Origin of the sequence: Variovorax sp. RA8 (genome assembly GCF_901827175.1) — a bacterium.
Classification (GTDB): Bacteria; Pseudomonadota; Gammaproteobacteria; order Burkholderiales; family Burkholderiaceae_C; genus Variovorax.
Genome location: NZ_LR594662.1, coordinates 4,201,155 through 4,218,681, shown reverse-complemented (window position 1 = coordinate 4,218,681; position 17,527 = coordinate 4,201,155). Strand labels below are relative to the sequence as shown.

General features: G+C 64.7%; 11 protein-coding genes. 1 reads left to right on the top strand and 10 read right to left on the bottom strand.

Annotated features, from left to right (window positions below):
• Positions 1–57: 57 nt before the first annotated feature.
• Positions 58–2,280: an EAL domain-containing protein gene (locus E5P3_RS19740; protein ID WP_162587517.1), complete on the top strand. Its 2,223-nt coding sequence runs from the start codon at positions 58–60 to the stop codon at positions 2,278–2,280.
• A gap of 241 nt (positions 2,281–2,521) precedes the next feature.
• Here the strand turns inward: E5P3_RS19740 and E5P3_RS19735 are convergent, their stop codons facing one another.
• The 10 genes from E5P3_RS19735 to E5P3_RS19690 form a co-directional block, all read right to left on the bottom strand.
• The gene (locus E5P3_RS19735; protein WP_269473982.1) at positions 2,522–3,127 is read right to left on the bottom strand and encodes a response regulator transcription factor; all 606 of its coding nucleotides are present in this window, start codon (positions 3,125–3,127) and stop codon (positions 2,522–2,524) included.
• A 25-nt stretch (positions 3,128–3,152) separates the two neighbouring features.
• The gene (locus E5P3_RS19730; protein ID WP_162587515.1) at positions 3,153–7,223 is read right to left on the bottom strand and encodes a PAS domain S-box protein; all 4,071 of its coding nucleotides are present in this window, start codon (positions 7,221–7,223) and stop codon (positions 3,153–3,155) included.
• A gap of 62 nt (positions 7,224–7,285) precedes the next feature.
• Entirely contained in the window at positions 7,286–8,236 is a 951-nt protein-coding gene (locus E5P3_RS19725) for a response regulator (protein WP_162587514.1), read from the bottom strand.
• Between the two features lie 705 nt (positions 8,237–8,941).
• Positions 8,942–10,690: an aminotransferase-like domain-containing protein gene (locus E5P3_RS19720; RefSeq protein ID WP_332107386.1), complete on the bottom strand. Its 1,749-nt coding sequence runs from the start codon at positions 10,688–10,690 to the stop codon at positions 8,942–8,944.
• 144 nt (positions 10,691–10,834) lie between these two features.
• Positions 10,835–11,965, bottom strand: a complete 1,131-nt coding sequence (locus E5P3_RS19715) for a low temperature requirement protein A (protein ID WP_162587513.1) — start codon at positions 11,963–11,965, stop codon at positions 10,835–10,837.
• Between the two features lie 149 nt (positions 11,966–12,114).
• Positions 12,115–12,648 carry a TIGR02444 family protein gene (locus E5P3_RS19710; protein WP_162587512.1) on the bottom strand — a complete coding sequence of 178 codons (534 nt, stop codon included), beginning with the start codon at positions 12,646–12,648 and terminating at the stop codon, positions 12,115–12,117.
• 7 nt (positions 12,649–12,655) lie between these two features.
• A complete protein-coding gene (locus tag E5P3_RS19705; RefSeq protein WP_162587511.1) occupies positions 12,656–13,495 on the bottom strand; it encodes a sterol desaturase family protein in 840 nt (279 codons plus the stop codon).
• A gap of 38 nt (positions 13,496–13,533) precedes the next feature.
• A complete protein-coding gene (locus E5P3_RS19700; protein WP_162587510.1) occupies positions 13,534–14,913 on the bottom strand; it encodes an MFS transporter in 1,380 nt (459 codons plus the stop codon).
• A gap of 31 nt (positions 14,914–14,944) precedes the next feature.
• Positions 14,945–16,735 carry a GMC family oxidoreductase gene (locus E5P3_RS19695; protein ID WP_162587509.1) on the bottom strand — a complete coding sequence of 597 codons (1,791 nt, stop codon included), beginning with the start codon at positions 16,733–16,735 and terminating at the stop codon, positions 14,945–14,947.
• Positions 16,701–17,507: an enoyl-CoA hydratase/isomerase family protein gene (locus E5P3_RS19690; RefSeq protein ID WP_162587508.1), complete on the bottom strand. Its 807-nt coding sequence runs from the start codon at positions 17,505–17,507 to the stop codon at positions 16,701–16,703. Before E5P3_RS19690 ends, E5P3_RS19695 begins: the two co-directional genes overlap by 35 nt.
• Positions 17,508–17,527: the final 20 nt, after the last annotated feature.

Here is a 17,527-nt window from a genome sequence, read left to right as displayed (position 1 = left end):
TGACCGCCCCTTGCCGGGAGGTGTGCAGGGCATCGAGCCTTGGCGGGGCCCTATCAGATGAAAGCCGCGCCGAAGCGCAAGAATGAGGAGGCATCTCTTGCAGCGCTTAACGCGTTAAGAGTTCTCGACAGCGAGCCAGAGCCCGAGTTCGACGCCATCGTGCGAACGGCAGCGGAAATCTGTGGCGCGCCTATCTCGCTAATCAGCCTGATCGACCGTGACCGGCAATGGTTCAAGGCCAATGTCGGACTTCCGGGCACCGCCGAAACGCCGCGCGAGTTTGCGTTTTGCGACCACGCCGTCCTCGGTAGCGACCTGTTCGAAGTTCCCGATGCAATGCAGGACAGCCGGTTTGCCGACAATCCCCTGGTTGTGGGTTCGCCCGATATCCGTTTCTATGCCGGCGCGCCCGTCCTCCTGAACGATGGAATATGCGTCGGGACGCTATGCGTCATGGACAGGAAGCCCCGTCGCCTGAGCGAAAAGCAGCGCGAAACGCTTCGATGCCTTTCGCGCACCGTAGCCCACGCGCTGCAGGGCCGTTACGCGATTCGGGAGACGTTGAGACTTGTGAGCCGCCTGTCCGAGCAACACGAGCTGCTTCGCGTCACGCTGCAATCGGTGGCGGATGGAATTGTGACGACCGATGCCGAGGGCAACGTCAGTCTCCTCAATCCTGTCGCTGAACGTTTGACGGGGTGGTCGACCAGCGAGGCCCAGGGCAGAGGACTGTCGGAAGTCCTATGCGTCATCGCTGATGCCTCCGTGGTCGCAAGCCAGTCGGGCAGCTACGATCTGCTCGTCTCGCGTGGCGGACGGAGGTACGGAATCGAAAAGTCCGTGACTCCCATCCTCAAAGAAGACGGCAGTGTGTTGGGCGAAGTATGTGTCTTTCGCGACGTCACCGAACAGCGCCGTTCGTATGCGCAGATTGCCTATCGGGCCACGCATGACATGCTGACCGGACTCGCCAACCGGTCTGAATTCGATACGCAGTTGGGGCGCGCGCTCCATACGACCCGCACCACGCGAGTTCGGCACGCCTTGATGTACATCGATCTTGACCAGTTCAAGCGGCTCAATGATGCGTGCGGCCATGCTGCGGGCGATCGGCTCCTGAAGCAGTTCGCAAGACTGCTCACCGCGACGGTCCGAGGCGGTGACACGGTGTCAAGGCTGGGTGGCGACGAATTTGCAGTCATCCTCGTAGACTGCGCCCTCGATGACGCAAGGCGCCTGGCGCAGGAAATCTGCGATCACATGGAAGATTTCAGGTTCGCTCATGGCGAACTGAAGTTTCGAGTCGGTGCGAGCATCGGCGTGGTGAGAATCGATGACCACTGGCGATCGGAGGCCGTGCTGTTACAAGCCGCCGACGCCGCCTGCTTCGCTGCCAAGGAGGCAGGGCGCAACCGGGTGCACCTCTGGGGGGAAACGGACCTGGCGGTGCAAGCGCGGGAAGAAGGGCTCAGGTGGGCCATGCAGATTGAACAAGCGCTGGACGAGAACAGATTCCAACTGTTCGCGCAACGCATCGTACCCCTCAACCGCCCTGCGAACGCAGTGCATGCAGAGGTTCTCTTGAGAATGGTCGCACGCGATGGTGCATTGGTGCCGCCTGGCGCATTTCTTCCTGCGGCAGAGCGCTACAACCTCTCGTCGCGAATTGACCGTTGGGTGCTGCTTCGAACACTCCATTGGCTGCGCAGCGCCTCCAACCAGGCGCGCATCGACATGCTCAGCGTCAATCTGTCCGGCCACTCGGTAGGAGATCCCGCTTTTCACGTCTGGGCATGCGGGAAGCTCGACGAGGCCGGTTCGGCCCTTTGCTCGAAGTTGTGTCTCGAGATCACGGAAACCTCGGGCGTTTCGAACCTTGTGCAAGCCGCGGCCTTCATCGTCGCGCTTCGAAGTCGGGGTGTCCGAGTCGCGCTCGATGACTTCGGCTCTGGCACGGCCTCGTTTGGATTCTTGAAGAAGTTGTCGGTAGATTTTCTCAAGATCGATGGTCAGTTCGTGCGCGAAATGCTCACTGATGCGCTCAATGAAGCGGCTGTGCGCTGTTTCGTTGACGTCGCTAAGGTCGTAGGAATGAAGACGATTGCAGAGTTCGTGGAAAGTCCGGCGGTGATGTCGCAGCTCAAGCGGATGGGCGTCGACTATGCGCAAGGCTTTCTTGTCCATCAACCCGAGCCTATTGATGGGTTGCTCGACGACTTCCCGAACGCTGTTGCCCGTGCGCCGACTCAAAGCGTGCATGAGCTGAGAACCTGTTCCTGAGCTTCGTGGGTGAGCGAACCAAAGTGGACATCCCGCAGGGGTGGGCACCTCCCATGCGGGTGGAGCAAACCCTCACCGGGAAGGTCGACGCCCGCTCATCGAACCGTTGGCTGATGGAAAAAATAGGACGGGCTGGCTCGGCTTCTAGCGGCCAGACAGTCGAACCAATGAAGCGGCGCCCGCAGGTGTTGCGTCATGCAGCGAGATAGCCCAGAGGCGCCTAAGGCTGGCGCGCGCGGCCTCATTGGCCTTCGACGGCAATCAAGCTCCGACGGACCAGGTTTGCTACGTTGGATGCACCCATCTTCACCAACACACGGCTTCGATGAATCTCGATGGTGCGGAAGCTCCCGCCCAATTCCTCGGCAATCTCCTTGCTGGTCATGCCGAGCACCATCCGGTCGTACACCTCGTGCTCGCGCGCCGTCAGCGCCGCCAGCCGCCCCGCGTGCGCCGAGGTGGCGGATCTTCCCGGCCGCGCGGGAGTGGATACATGGACAGCGAATGCGCGACGCAAGCGCGCCACAAGATCCGCTGCGTCGAAGGGCTTCTCGACGAAGTCGACGGCGCCGTTGCGCATCGCCGTCACCGCCATTGCGATGTCCGAACTTCCTGCGAGAAACATGATCGGCAGCAGCACGCCGCGCTCGCGCAGCAAGGTCTGCAGTTTCAATCCCGACACCTCGGGCATGCGAACATCGAGAAGCAGCACGGCCGGCGACTGCAGGTCGGCATGTGCAAGCAGGTCCTGTGCCGAGACGAAGGTCTTGAAACCGAGCTTGGCGGTCGTGAACGTGCGCTGCAGCAGGTCTCGCATGAAATCGTCATCGTCGACGGCGAGAACCATCGCAGGCGGCGAGAGCACTGGTGGGCTATCTTCCGGCATCGGCCTGGCGGGCATCGAGGAAGTGTTGAAGGAGGTTCATCTCGTGGTCGAAGCGCTTCATCAGCGTGTCGAGGCCGACCGGATGCTCCGTCTGCGCTTGCTGCTCGAGCTCCGAGCACACCTTGCCCAGGCGCATCGCACCGATGGCGCGCGCGGAAGACTTCAATTTGTGGGCACTGTCGGCGACCGAGCGCAGGTCATCGTTTTGCCATCCGCGCCACATGGCTTCGCGGGCCTGCGCGCCGGACGCACGAAAGGCGCCGAGCACCTCTGCCACGCCGAGCGGGTCGTCGCCGATCAAGTCCGTGAGGACGCGCAAGTCCGCCGGTGCTTCGAGGGCGGGGAGGGCGATTGCCGCATCGAGGGCTGCCTTGAGATCCTCCAGACGCACCGGCTTGCTCAAGTAGGCGTCCATGCCGGCCGAGAGGCAGCGCAGTTCCTCGTCGCCCACGGCGTTGGCGGTCAGCGCGATGATCGGAGTGTGGCCACCGGCAGGTTCTTCGCGGCGGATTGCTGCAGTGAGCGCATAGCCGTCCATCACGGGCATGTGCAGGTCGGTGAGCACGAGCGAATAGGAGCCGCTGCGCCAAAGCGCAAGGGCCTGCCGCCCATCGGCAGCTATGTCTGCGGAGAAGCCGATCAATGCCAGTTGCCGCAGGATCACCTTGCGGTTGGTGTCGTTGTCTTCGGCGATCAGCACGCGGCTTGTGGTCGATGCCGATGGCTCGCCTGCGCCCGAGTGAGGAGGTGTCTTGGGGGGGGGCGGCTCGTCGGCCTGGGGGCTTGCCCGCAGTCGGCCGCAGGCCAGGCCGAGCGCCTTGAACAGGGTGCGACGCGGTAGGGCACTGGCGTCGATGCGCAGCAGGTCGGCCGCTTCGATGCGCGGTCGACGGCGTTCACCCCAACCGAACACCATAAAGCGGACCTTGCTGTTGTGATGCGGCGGCACCAGTGCACGCAGCAGGGCCGGATCGTCTGCCGGCTGGTCGGGCAGGATCAATAGCAACTGCTCGCCGGGTGCCCACTCAGCCCCTGCGAGGCTGTCCAGGTCAGGAAAGGAGTCGACCACCGCGCCCGCATGGCGAAGGGTGTCGACGATGTCGCATGCGAGCGGTTGCACCTGGCCGACGATGCGGCAGCGCAGGCCCCTTGCCACCGACCAGAAGTCGTCGGTCTCTAGTGGCTCGTTCGCTGGCGTGGGCAATCTAAGCCGCGCCGTAAAGCGGGATCCCAGGCCCAGCGAGCTGGCGACCGAGATCTTCCCGCCCATCGACTCCACCAGCATGCTGGAGATGGCCAGGCCCAGCCCAGTGCCGCCGAAGCGGCGCGTGGTCGAGACATCGGCCTGCGAGAATGGCGTGAACAGCTGGGCAACGGTCGCTTCGTCCATGCCGATGCCGTTGTCGGTCACGACGAGGTCGACCGTTACCCCGTCCTTCTCTTTCGCCACGAGCACGGCGCGCACCGATACCTGCCCCGCGCCGGCGCGGCCGCTGGTGAACTTGATCGCGTTTTCGACCAGATTGACAAGCACCTGCCGCAACCGCGTTTCGTCGCCCACGAGCTGGGAGGGAATGTCTGGATCGATATGCACCGTGAGGTGAACGCCGCCCTTGGTCGCCTTGTGGTCGAGCATGGCGCAGACGTTCTCCACCAAGTCGCCTAAAGGCAGTGGCTGCGCCTCCAGCGTCAGCTTGCCAGCCTCGATCTTGGAGAAGTCGAGGATGTTCTCGATGATGCCCAGCAGCGAGAAGCCGGAGTCGCGGATCAGGTCCACAATCTCGATCTGTTCGCCCATCAGGCTGCTGCGGTGAAGCAGGTCGATCATTCCGATGACCCCGTTCATCGGCGTGCGTATTTCATGGCTCATGGCGGCGAGGAAGGCAGACTTGGCGCGGCTGGCCTGTTCGGCACCGTCGCGCGCCAGTTCGAGCTCCGCGGTTCGCGAGCGCACGCGCGCCTCCAGCTCCAGGTTCATTTCGCTGAGCCGGTCCTGGTCTCGCTTGCGTTCGGTGATGTCCTGGGACATCACCACAATGCCGATGACCTCTTTGGCTGTGTTGCTGTATGGGACCTTGTCGGTCTGGACCCAGATGACTTCGCCATCGGGCCTGTGGCTTTTCATGAGCACACCGAGCTTGGGCTGGCCGGAGCGGATCACCTCGAGGTCGTCGGCGCGCATCAGCGCGGCGTCGCGATAAATCTCCTCCGCGGGGCGGCCTTCGATCGCGTCTACGGTCTGGCCGACGGCCTCTGCGGCGCGACGGTTTAGGCGCACGATGACGTCCTGCGTGTCCTTGAACCAGATCATCGCGGGCATCAGGTCGAATAGGATGCGCAACTCCATGCGCTGGCGCTGCAGCTCCTGGTGGCTGCTCGCGATCTCGAGTTCGGTCCTCTTGCGCTCGCTGATGTCGCGCATGACCCCAGACACCGAGGTGACTTGGCCATCGCCCCCCTTATGTGCGATGAGGACCTGCGACACGGGGATCTCCTTGCCGTTGCGGGTCGTCAGGACGGTCTCGCCGCTCCAGGTGCCCTCGCGCATGGCGGTGAGCACGCCCTCAGCAAGCTCGCCGCCGGGACGCGACACGAAGTCCCAGGCGGAGATATCGGCCAGGTTTTCCGACGGTTCCACCTCGAGCGCCTTGCGGCCGGCCAAGTTGAGATACAGCAGACGCCCGTCGGCGCCGCTGATGCTGACCAAGTCGGTGGTCGACTCAAGGATCGCCGCCAAGCGCGCGCGTTCCGATTCGGCGCGCTTCTGCAGCGTGACGTCCTGCAGCGCGCCGTGCACGCGCGTGGTCCGGCCGGCAAGGTTGCGTTGCGCTTCTCCGGTGCAACGCGCCCAGATGGCGCGTCCGGCGGCCGTGCGCATTTCGAGTTCGACGTCGAACGGCACGCCGTCCTGCGCGCAGGCGTCGAACGCCGCCTTGATCACCCCGACCGACTGCGGTGCCCACCGCGCAAAGGCCTCTTCAAGGCTGGGCACGGTGTTGGCGGGCACCTCCAGGATCTCGCAGACGCCATCGGACCAGGCGACCCGCCCGCTGGGCAGTTCCACCGCCCAGCCTCCGAGGTGGGCCGTATGGCCTGCGATGCGCAGCAGCGATTCGCTCTCTCGCAGCCGCTGCTCGGCGCTGAGTCTGTCGACGGCGGCCCATGAGCGCTCGGCGGCTTCCTGCAAAGTGAGGATCTCGCCCGTGGTCCAGTCTCGGGGCCACGCCTGATGGGCGGCGATCATTGCCAGCAAGCGGCCCTGCTTGGTCAGCGGGCAGCAGATGATCGCCTCGATGCCCATCGAGGCAAACATCTCCCTACCCTCGGCCGATGGCAGTTCGAGGGCGGTGTTGCGAAGCACCAGCGAACGGGCGCCATGCAATTCGGCAGCCGTTTGTACGCCGAAGCTTGACAGGAGGTGGTTGGCTTGCGCGCCCGCACAGCTTGCCACGTGGTCATGAACGATGTCGAAGCGGTCGCCGTCTTCGTGCATTTCTGCGTACGCGCAGTGTGCACGCAGCTGTTTGCCAAGCATCCGGCAGGTCGTGGCCATGATCTGCGTCGGGTCGGTCAGCCCGCGTGTCGCCTCGGTGAGGTCGTAGAGGAAGCGCAAGCGCTCCTTGGTCTCGGCCAGCACCTCGTCCGCGCGCATAAATTTGCTGATGTCGCTGTGCATGATGATCACGCCATCGACACCGTGCGGCCCGCCTGTGCCGAGCGCAGCCACCGTCATCTGGAACCAGCGCCGCTCGGTGGGAGAATGGCACGGATAATCGAGCGCAAAGTTCCGGGCGTTACCGCTGAGCACGGAGCGCACGCCCGCCGCGGCCTCGTGCGCGGAATTGGCATCGTCACCCACCGCCTGATCACAGACTTCCAGGTAGTTGAGGCCGATCCCGTCAGACCCGCTCGCCAGCCCTTCGCTGCGCGCGAATTCGCGCCAGCGGTGGTTAGCCGACACGATGTTCGCTTCCCGGTCGAGGACTACGACGTTCGCCGGAAGTGCGTTGATCACGTCGGTGAGCAGCGTTGCGAACTGCGGGTCGGATGCCAACATCTGGCCTGTAAGTGCCACGGGGTTCGGCACTGGCTGTGCCGCGCACGCCGATGCCGAGTCCATCAGGCCAGTGCCTGCGTATGGGGCCCCTCCGGGGCCATGGGCTCGCGGATGGCATCGAGGGCATGCTTCAGACGCCTTTCGCTGTCCGCCAGGAGGCTTTCGCTGCGGTAGCGCTCGAGTGCCATCTGAATGGTCACGTGCAGGCCGCGCTCGGAAAAAGGCTTCAGCAAGTAGCCATATGCGCCGCTTCCGCGAGCGCGTCCCAGGACTGGGTCCTCGGAATAGGCGGTCAGGAAGATTACAGGCGTGCGCCGCTGATGCACGATGGCTTCGGCGGCCTGGATTCCATCGCCTCCGGGGCCAAGATTGATGTCCATGAGCACGAGGTCGGGCTGCGTGCGTTGCGCCATCTCTACGGCTTGGTCGCGCGTCGAGGCGACACCGGCCACTTCGTAACCAAGCCGGGCCAGCGTTCGCTGCAGCAGCAGCGCAATGACGCTGTCATCGTCGACCACGAGGATGCGGACCTTTTCTCCTGTGCCGCTGCCTGGCTCCAAGGGCAGGCTGGCCTGAATGGCGTTCGGCGGCGGGGTGATGATGGATTCGCCTCGCACGGTACCGGCACTCGGGTCGCAAAGAATGAGCGAGGCCCGATAGGCCGCGCGGCCCGCAAGCTTGGTGTGGACGGCGAGTTGCTTCCAGGCCCGCTCCCGATCGCACGGCGACATTTCGTGCGATGGTTCGGTCAGGGAATGCGCCACGGCAAGCAAGGAGATCGCAGAGCGCAGGCAGAAATTGACCGCGGAGATCGCCGGACGGGACTGGAAGCTCAAGTCTTCGGTACGTCGGATCTGATCCTGTTCGTCCGGGCTCAGCGCCATCAGGTCCGTCGGAGATCGAAAGCTCACCGGTGCCTGTTCACTGAAAATATGGTGCGACGCCACTTCGATCACGTCGATCGCCCGGGCGAGCAATTCGCCTGGGTGGAGTGTTACCGGAACACTGCTCATGACATCCTCTTCAGGCTCGGTTGCAGTGGCAGATTGGCAAGTTGAGGATATCCGTCTGCGCGGCGTCGAGCGTTTGCTGTCGAGCGAAGCGCCTCGATCTTCATCAATGGCGTTGCATACATCTGGGAATCTCCATCTTTCTGGTGAAGAGAGCAATCTGAACGGGCGAATGACCAGGGCTTCAATGAACAAGCCCCGAGAGGGAACAGTCGGTCGCAGGCGACCAGAGCGCAGGCGTGGTGCTGTCGGAGCTCGGGGTCTTGAGGGTTTCCGCGCGCTTTCGCGCTGCGGGTCGAGGGCGGGGCATTGACGCAGCTGTCGAATGGCGGTGTTTGAGCCGTCTTCTTCAAGGAACTTCTCAATCTCGGACCTCAAAGGAAGCGGGTTCGAACCTGGGCATATTCTCGGCTGGCAAGGATCAACAGAACAGGTTCAGATCGGCCGCAATTGAACGGGCCAGATCGCTGAGGTCGATCGACCTCAACCAAGCTGAAGAGCTGACAACGTTCACCCACTGCCCGCAAGAATGTCGCCGCACACGAGCGTTGACACCGGCATCGCGCCGTGCTGTCCACGATCGGTCGAGACGACGAAGCTTCGAACCTATTGAAGGCAAAGCCCCACGGGCAGACAAGTTTCCGAGCCGCAAAGATTGGGCAGGCTGCCTACGCCGGATGGCGCCAGTCGGAGAGGAAAGTGTCTGCCCTATTGCCGTGCGCTGGCCAGCGCGTGACGACTCGCCGCGCACTGCGTCGCGAGTTCGCCGACGGTCTTCAGTGCGGGCACAAAGCGCGGGTCACCGCCATGGCCGTAGTTCAGCCGCACGCAGTTTCCAAAGCGCCGGGCGGCGGAAAACAGCGGCCCCGGCGACAGGCTGATGCCGCGTTCTCTCGCGAGCGTGTGCAGTTCGATCGCGTCGACGGCCTTGGGCAATTCGACCCATAAGAAATAGCCGCCTTCCGGCACCGCCATGCGCGTGCCGGCGGGGAAGTACATCTCCACGGTCTCAACGGCCACGGCCAGATAGCCAGCGAGCGCCTTGCGCATGCGCCGCAGGTGCCGGTCGTAGCCGCCCTGGTCAAGGTACGCTGCAATGGCGGCCTGCGCAGGGATGGCCGGCGAGAGCGTGTACATAAGACGCATCTGCTCGATCTTCGCTGCAAAGCGTCCGCCTGCCACCCAGCCGACGCGGTAGCCGGGCGCCAGACACTTCGAGAAGGAGCCGCAGTTCATTACCAGACCTTCGGTGTCGAAGGCCTTGGCCGGCAGCGGCCTCTTCGCGCCGAAAAAGAGCTCGGCATAGGCGTCGTCCTCGATCAGTGGAATCGCATGCTTCGCGAGGAGAGCGACCAGCGCCTTCTTGCGATCCTCGGGCATCGAACTGCCAAGGGGGTTCTGGAAGCTGGTCATGAGCCAGCAGGCCGCGACGCGCTGGCGTTCCAGCACCGCGGCCAGCGCGTCGATGTCGATTCCCAGGGACGGCGAGGTCGCAACTTCAAGCGAGCGCAGATGCAGGCGCTCAATCGACTGCAACGCCGCATAGAAGGTGGGCGACTCCACCACGACCACGTCCCCGGGCTGCGTGACCGCCTGCAGGCTCAGGTTCATTCCTTCCAAACCGCCATTGGTCAGCACCACCTCGGTGGACTCGACGGCGATGCCGTTCGTGGCGTACCGCAGCCCGATTTGGCGGCGCAGCGCCTCATTGCCGGTCGCCAGGTCCTCGATCAGGCGCCAAGGATCGAGGTCGCGCATCTCGGTCCAGAGGTGCCGCGCCAATCGCGTGAGCGGGCACAGCGACGGGCTGATGAAGGCCGAGCCAAGCGGAGCGAATTCGTGGCGCGCCATCGGACCGAGCAGTTCGAAGACGAGCTGGCCGATGTCCACGTTCCTGGCTCTTCCATCGGACCTCGAATCCGCCGGCGCCTGCAGCTTAGTGTGCGCGAGGCCTGTCTTCACGTAATAGCCGGAGCGGGGGCGCGCCTCAATCAGGCCGCGCGTTTCGAGCAGGCAGTAAGCCTCGAAGACAGTGCTGCGGCTGAGGCCGCGCGCGGCGATCGCGGCTCGCACCGACGGCAGGCGGTCGCCGGGCCGCAGCATGCGGGTGCGGATCAGTTCGGCAATTTCGTTCGCACAGCGTTCGTATAGCTTCATGACTGCACCTGAAGCGGGAGTCACCCAACCGGGTTGCTCCATGTGCAGAAGGCGCCAGACGATTTTGGCGCACGACCTGCGATGCCGGTGACCATAGTTCGCAAAGGGAGGCCCCCGTTCAGCTGCGCCCCTAGCGAGAACCGGCCCTGCCGCGCTTCTCGCTCGGCCATGACCATGGACCTCGCGGGTCGGATTCGTACAACGATGAGCCGTGCTACCGGCAAGTCCATCATGGGCGACAAGCAGATCGAAGCGTGCCTTGTCGCCCGCGATGAATGACTGCTTGCGGTTCCAAAACAAGTTCCCCACGGCCTTCGGCTACGCTTCGCCGGGACTCAGGACGCTTGAGGGCCCGCTGCAGCAATGCTGTGCACCTGTACGAAATCAGCACAAATACGGTCAGCCCAAGTCTGCTTCTCCTCCTTCAAGCTGCGCAGCAGCGGCTCAGGCCGCCTCCTGCCTGGCGCGCACCAGGTGGCGGTAGCGCAGGTTGAGCAGCACGTAGCAGATCATGGTCGCCGTGATGCCCACCAGCATGGCGCCGAGCCCGAGCGGCAACATCAGCACGAGTGCCGTCAGGGCGAACACGGCCGCGGTGTTGGTCAGCAGGTAAGGCCGCAGCTCGGGCACCTCCATGTAGTAGCCGTACTGCTTGCCCAGGAAGAACAGCACCGTACCGACCGCGGCCAGCTGACGGAAGTCGCCCGGGTCGAGGTCGTCCAGGATCGCATGCCGGATCAGTGAGGCCAGGAGCGCCAGGCCGATGAACAGGAAGAAGTGCGAATAGAGGATCGAGTGCCCGGTCGCCAACTTGCGCTGTTCCAGCAGGTGGAAGCTGTCGTAGTAGATCCACCAAATGGCCGACACCATGACGAATCCGCTGACTGCGGCGATGGCGTTGGATCGGTTCCAGGCGATGTCCGCCAGCGCCGCGGAGATGCTGATCACCGATTCGCCCAGCATGATGATGGTCAGCAGGCCGACTCGTTCGACCAGGTGTGCCGCGTGTGCCGGCACGACGTGCAGTCTCCGGCTGAGCAGCACCAGCGCCGCCATGTCGAACACGATCCCGGCATAGAAGACCAGGTAGCTCCACGGTGGCTCCAACAGGACCGAGGAAAGGCTGATCGCGGCGCCGACGGCGAACACGGCGCCCACCGTCGACGCGAAGCCACCCCGGTCGTGGTGCTTGCTCCTGGAGACGAAGTACATCACCGCGATGATCAGCCGCGCCCCGCAGTAGCAGGCTACGGCCAGCGCGTAGTGTGCCTGGGCGCCGGCCGAGATCTGCGCCGAGATCACGATCAGCAGGAACATGATCAGCAGGGTGGACAGCCGGTGCTGGCGGCTGTCGGTGTCGAAGCGATTGGCGTAGATCGTGTGGCCCACCCAGATCCACCACAGCGGCAGGAACACCAGCACGAAGTGCAGGAACTGCTGCGCCCCGATGTGGCCTCCATGCGCTTCGCTCAGGATCTCGCCGGCGTCGCGCAGGGCGACAACGAAGATCAGGTCAAAGAACAGCTCCAGCCACGTCGCGCGCCGGTGAGGGTCGAAATATCGAAGGTCCTTCACAGGCCCATCATAGGCCTGCGCGCCGCGCGGGCAGTGTTTTCACGACGCAGCAAGGGTCTGGGCGATGAATGATCCTGACCGGCGGAACCAGCGCTCCTCAACGTGGGCTCTGAGTCGGCCCGCCGTGGTTCTCCCGGCCCTGATTGGGTTCAGGCCCTCAGCTCGGCAGTCAAGCGCGTGATCGCCTCCTTGACGTTGGCATCGCGGAGCGTCATCACATTGCCGCTTTGCGACCCATAAAAACGTGCAACGCGCGAAACCAGTGGTGCGGCCGTGGCACGGTCACCTTGTCCCAGGTCGCCATCCTCCTCCCGGAAAAGAAGCGCGAATGCGGCCACTTCGGCGCTGAGCTCGGCCTCCTTGATGCGCTGCCGGGTCGGCGACAACACGGTTTGCGAGACCCCTGGGACGCTCCCGATCCGGCGTCGGAGCGAGCGCAGTGGCGCGATCACTTCCCGGCGCCAATTCACCACGCGAGCGTCCGACGCCTGCAGTGCCTCGTCATCAAGGATGACATGGCAACGGCGTGCCAGATACATCGCGTACAGGAGCACGACCACATCCACCCCGAGCCTGTCCTGCAGCAGGACGCACGAACCCGCCACGCCCGCACGGCCGTAAGTCTCGAAGGCGTAGGCGACCAGTGAGTCGTACGACGGACCAGGCTCGGCACGCCGGCTCATCGAGCGATCAGCCGTTGCGTGACGACAGCGAGGGCGAATCCACCCGAACCGAAGAAGGCTGCTCCGCGAAGTCTTCGGTGGTCTTCGGCGCGCGCTGCTGGCGTTGCGCATCGACCTTTGCCTGGTCCTCGGGCCGGCGTGCCGCATCCGACATGCCGTTGAACAGCGTGCCCAGAACGCCCTTGTTCAAGTCGCTGGTGCCGAACAGCGCGTCGCACAAAGGAAACGTGAGATTGAAGTTTCGCGTGTGCATGAAGTCGGGGTTGTGGTGCAGCACGTGCATGCGGCGAACGGTGTTGACGAGGGGCAGCTTGTCGAGCAACGGATGCTCGATGTGCGACAGCGTGTGCAATCCCTCATACATCAGGAAATAGGCGGCCATCGTGAGCATCGCGATGTAGCCGGCATTCGGCGTCCAGGCCGTGCCGAGCAGCAGCGCGATGGGCAGTGCGGCCAGCACAAACAATATTGGCGCGAACGGCGGAAACAGCAGGGCACGCCAGTCCTGATGGCCGTGGTAGTCGAGCGTCTTGTGCGAGAAGAACTGGTGATGCGTCGCGACATGGCGCCGGTACGCCGGCTTGATCCAGCTCTTCGGGTTGTGCAGCAGGAAGCGATGGCCGGCCCATTCAGCCCAGTTCCCGAAGACCAACATCGGCAGCACGACCCCCACCCATTGCTGCCAGGTCGCGCCGGCAATCTGGCTGGCGCACCAGACGATCACGCCCACGGTGAAAACCAGCGTAAAGCCCAGATGCAATTCGCCCCGATACCAGGCAGGCGTGGCCTCCCGGTATTCCTTGCGGTACGCATGCGAGCGGCGTTCAATGTCTTGTTCGCGATTCATTCAGAGAGTTCCTAAGGAATGTGTGACGGTGGGCGCTGTCAGGCTGCGCCCTGCGGGCGGATTTCGGACAGGCGGCTCGTGGTTTCCGGCACGATCGCCGCGCCGATGAGGAACACGGCCGAGATGAAGGCCACGAATGCAGCAAGCGTGACCGGCAGCTCGGCGGGTGATTGCGCTACCAGCGAGACCGCGGTCGGCATCATTCCGCCGAGCGCAAAGCCGATGTTCCAGGACAGGCCGGTGCCGGTCGCGCGCACTGACGTCGGAAAGCGTTCGTTCAGGAAGATCAGGATCGGCGCGAAGCCCATGCAGCCCAGCGCACTCAGGAGCACGACGTAGACGCCGGTCATCGTGAGGGTTGGCGCATGGGGCAGCATCAAGTACAGCGCGGGCATGGCGATCAGCTGGATGACGCCGACCAGCAGGAAGGTGCGTTTGCGGCCGATCAGGCTGCTCAGATGGCCCACCGCGATGGATACGATCACCACCGCGAGGCTGCCCAGCATGAGGATTGCGGCGGCCGAGTTGTTCGGCGCCTTGGTCACGACCTTCAGGAACGTCGGGAGGTACCCCGAGGTCAGGTAGTAGGCGCTGCCGCCGCCGACCGTGATCAGCAAGTTCACCAGCAAGATGTTGCGGTAGGGGGGCGAGAAGATCGTGCGCAGCGGAGACGTCGCGATCTCCACGGGTGCATTGCGGCGTGCCTCGGCGGCGCGCGCGGCCTTGTCGGCGGCGAGTTGCTTCCACAGCGGTGACTCTTCCAGGCTGTTGAAGATGAACAGGCCGAGCACCGAGCTGATGATGCCGGTGAAGAACATGCAACGCCAACCCCACACGTCGAAGCTCTCGCCCGGAAAGATCGCGGACATCGCCAGGTAGGTCAGCGACGCCATCAGCGCGCCGAGGCCGGCACCGCCGCCGCCGATCAGGCCCGACACTGCACCGCGATACTTGAGCGCCACCGACTCGGTGCCGATGGTGTGCGTCGACGCGACCACGCCCCCGACGAACACGCCCTGCACCAATCGAAGGATCAGGAAAAGGATGGGAGCGAGGACGCCGGCCTGGGCCACTGTGGGCAGCAGGCCGAAGGCGGCCGTGGCAACGCCGACGCCCACCACCGCGATGATCATGGCGCCCTTGCGGCCCTTGCGATCGGCGTAGGAACCGAACAGCGCCGAGCCCAATGGCCGCATCAACAGCGTGACGGCAAATGACGCATAGACCGCCGCGAGCGACAGCATGGCGTGGTCGGACGGAAAGAAAAGCCTGCCGATCACAGGGGCAACGTACAGCAGCATGAACAGGTCGAACAGATCCAATGCCCAGCCCAGGCACGATGCGACGACGGCGGTGAGCACTTGGCGATTGCTGGGTTTCGCCGGCGCACCGGTGGCGGTCAGGATGGCTTCGGTCATAGTTTGTCTCCGTGAGTTGCGTTGAATAGGTCTAATGCCTGTGGGTCATCGCGTCCGCAATCTTTTCGGCGAGCATGATGGTGGGAATGTTGGTGTTGGCCGACGGTAGACGCGGCATCAGGGATGCATCGACCACGCGAAGCCCGGCCGTGCCATGGACGCGGCCGGCGTTGTCAGTCACGGCCTGTGCGTCCCCGGCCGGTCCCATCCGACAGGTGCCGCTGGCGTGCCATACGCCGAACACGTTCTCGCGGATGAAGCCGTGCAGGGCGGCTTCATCGGCCAGCAATGCCTGCACGCTCAGGCCCTTGGTGAAGAAGCGCTCGACCAATGCACGACGCAGCGGCGCGGGAATGTCGAGGAACATGCCGAGCAGAGACGTGGCCCACGCGTTGGCGCGGCCGACCCGGCTCAGCGCCTTCACTCGCGCCGAGAACGCGGCCGGAAAGAAGTCGCGCGCCGCACCATCTGCGCTGTCACCGAGGCCGGAGGCCGCAACGATTTGCGCCAGCAGCCGCACGCCAACGGCCAGGCGCTCCATGTCCCGCGGATCTTCCAGCAGGTTCAGGTCGGCCAGCGGGGCGGCGAACGGGTCCGGCGATTGCAACTGCAGGCGTCCGCGCGAATGCGGCCGGTTGCACCACAGGAAGAACAGCCCCAGGCGGTTGCCGAGCGCGTGCCATGCCGCGCGCGTTGCGCTCGACAGGTAAAGGTCCGACGGTTCGGCTGGATCGACCCCGGACGAAAGCCGCGCTGCCACCATGCTGGCCCTGCGCCGCGCGAGCGGCATGCGCATGGGCGCTTCCAGGAAATGGCAGAAGGTCAGCGCAGGGTGGTCCTGCAGGTTGCGGCCGACCCCGCGCAGATGGCGAATGCAGCCGATGCCGAGCCAGGCCAGCGACTCCGCATCGCCGATGCCGGCGCGCAGCAGCAGCGCCGGCGACTGCAGGGCCCCGGCGCTCAGCACCACTTCTCCCGCGTCGAACTTCAGGCGTGCGCCGTTCGTGCGGTCCATCGCGACGACGCCGCACGCGCGCACGCCTTCGAACGCCAGCCGCTCCACCTGCAGGCCCGCATGGATGGACAGGTTGGGGCGCCGGCGCGTGGCCGTGTCGAGGTAGGCGGTGGCGGTGGTGGCGCGGCGGTCGTCCTCGTTGGAAAACGCACTGGCGAAGTAACCGTCACCGAATTCCGCGTTCTGGTCTTGCAGCACAGGCAGGCCGGTGGCGCTCATGCCTTTTGCAAACGCGCGGCCGAATGCTGGCCAGTCCTGCGGCAAGATGCGCCGGATCGGGATCGGGCCGTCGGCACCATGCAACACACCGCCCGGAAAGTTCAGGTCACGCTCAAGCTTGCGGAAGTACGGCAGCACGTCGTCCCATGCCCAGCCATGCGCGCCGGACGCGGCCCAGTCGTCGTAGTCGCGCGGCAGGCCGCGATTGGCCGACTGCACGTTGATGCTGGAGCTGCCGCCCATCACGCGGCCCTGCTCGTAGACGCGCGGTGCGGCGTCGGCGGTCGCACGCGCGCGCAGCGCCGGCCAGATCCATTTGTCGCCGTGGAACACCGGCATTGGATAGCTGTCGAGGATCGCCTCGGGCACGGCGCCGGGCGGCGTATCCGGCCCGGCTTCGATGAGGGCGACGCGCACCGCGGGATCGGCCGAAAGCCGATTCGCGAGCACGCAGCCCGCCGATCCGCCGCCGACGATCACGTAGTCGAACCGCCCCGCCGACGAAGCCGCGTCCGAGGCGACCGCGGCCGCCGAGATGCTGTGCGCCACAGGCTCAGCTGCCGCGGAACTTCGGATCGCGTTTGCCATGGAAAGCTTCGACGCCTTCGCGGAAATCGTCCGAACTGCGCAGGCGGCTGTAGCTGTGGCCCTCCAGTTCGATCGCCACTGTCAGGGTCGCGTCGTCGGTGTCGTTCAACAGCTTCTTGGCGGTGCGCTGCGCGAGCGGCGAGAAGCCGCGCAGTTCGTCCACCAGGCGGTCGGTGGCGGCTTCCAGCTCGGCGTCGGGCACGCACTCGGTGGCCACGCCCCATTCGTAGGCCTGCTTGCCCGTGATGCGGCGCGAGCGCATCACGATGTCCTTGGTGCGCGTGATGCCGACCATCTTCTGCAGCCGCGCCGATCCGCCGGAGCCGGGGATCTGGCCCAGCTTCTGCTCGGGCAGCGCATAGCGCGTAGTCTCTGAGACGATGCGGAAGTCGCAGGCCAGCGAAATCTCGAAGCCGACGCCGAAGCAGTAGCCGCGGTTGGCCGCGATCACCGGCTTGCTGCAGCGTGCGGCCGCGGCGATGTTCCAGGCCAGCTTCGACACATGCTCGGGCGAGGCCTCGAGGAAGCCCTTGATGTCGCCGCCGCTGGAGAAGTGCTCGCCCTCGGCGCGCAGCACGATCACTCGCACCGCGGGGTTCTCGTCAAGTGACTCGAACACCAGGCGCAGCTGGTCGCGCTGCGGCATCGAGATGATGTTGTAGGGCGGTCGCTGCAGCACGACGTCGGCGCGTTCGCGGGCCGGGTCGATCTCGACGCGAAAACCGTCGAGCTTGTCGAGCAGGGTCTGGGCGGGGTGGGTGAGCGAAGTCATGATTTTTCCTCGGTGACGAA

Bases quoted from the DNA above. Each gene is read 5' to 3' on its own strand.
- E5P3_RS19730 (WP_162587515.1), bottom strand. From the start codon at position 7,223: ATGTTGGCATCCGACCCGCAGTTCGCAACGCTGCTCACCGACGTGATC.
- E5P3_RS19725 (WP_162587514.1), bottom strand. From the start codon at position 8,236: ATGAGCAGTGTTCCGGTAACACTCCACCCAGGCGAATTGCTCGCCCGG.
- E5P3_RS19705 (WP_162587511.1), bottom strand. From the start codon at position 13,495: ATGAATCGCGAACAAGACATTGAACGCCGCTCGCATGCGTACCGCAAG.
- E5P3_RS19690 (WP_162587508.1), bottom strand. From the start codon at position 17,507: ATGACTTCGCTCACCCACCCCGCCCAGACCCTGCTCGACAAGCTCGAC.
- E5P3_RS19740 (WP_162587517.1), top strand. From the start codon at position 58: ATGAAAGCCGCGCCGAAGCGCAAGAATGAGGAGGCATCTCTTGCAGCG.
- E5P3_RS19700 (WP_162587510.1), bottom strand. From the start codon at position 14,913: ATGACCGAAGCCATCCTGACCGCCACCGGTGCGCCGGCGAAACCCAGC.
- E5P3_RS19735 (WP_269473982.1), bottom strand. From the start codon at position 3,127: ATGGTTCTCGCCGTCGACGATGACGATTTCATGCGAGACCTGCTGCAG.
- E5P3_RS19695 (WP_162587509.1), bottom strand. From the start codon at position 16,735: ATGGCAAACGCGATCCGAAGTTCCGCGGCAGCTGAGCCTGTGGCGCAC.
- E5P3_RS19710 (WP_162587512.1), bottom strand. From the start codon at position 12,648: ATGAGCCGGCGTGCCGAGCCTGGTCCGTCGTACGACTCACTGGTCGCC.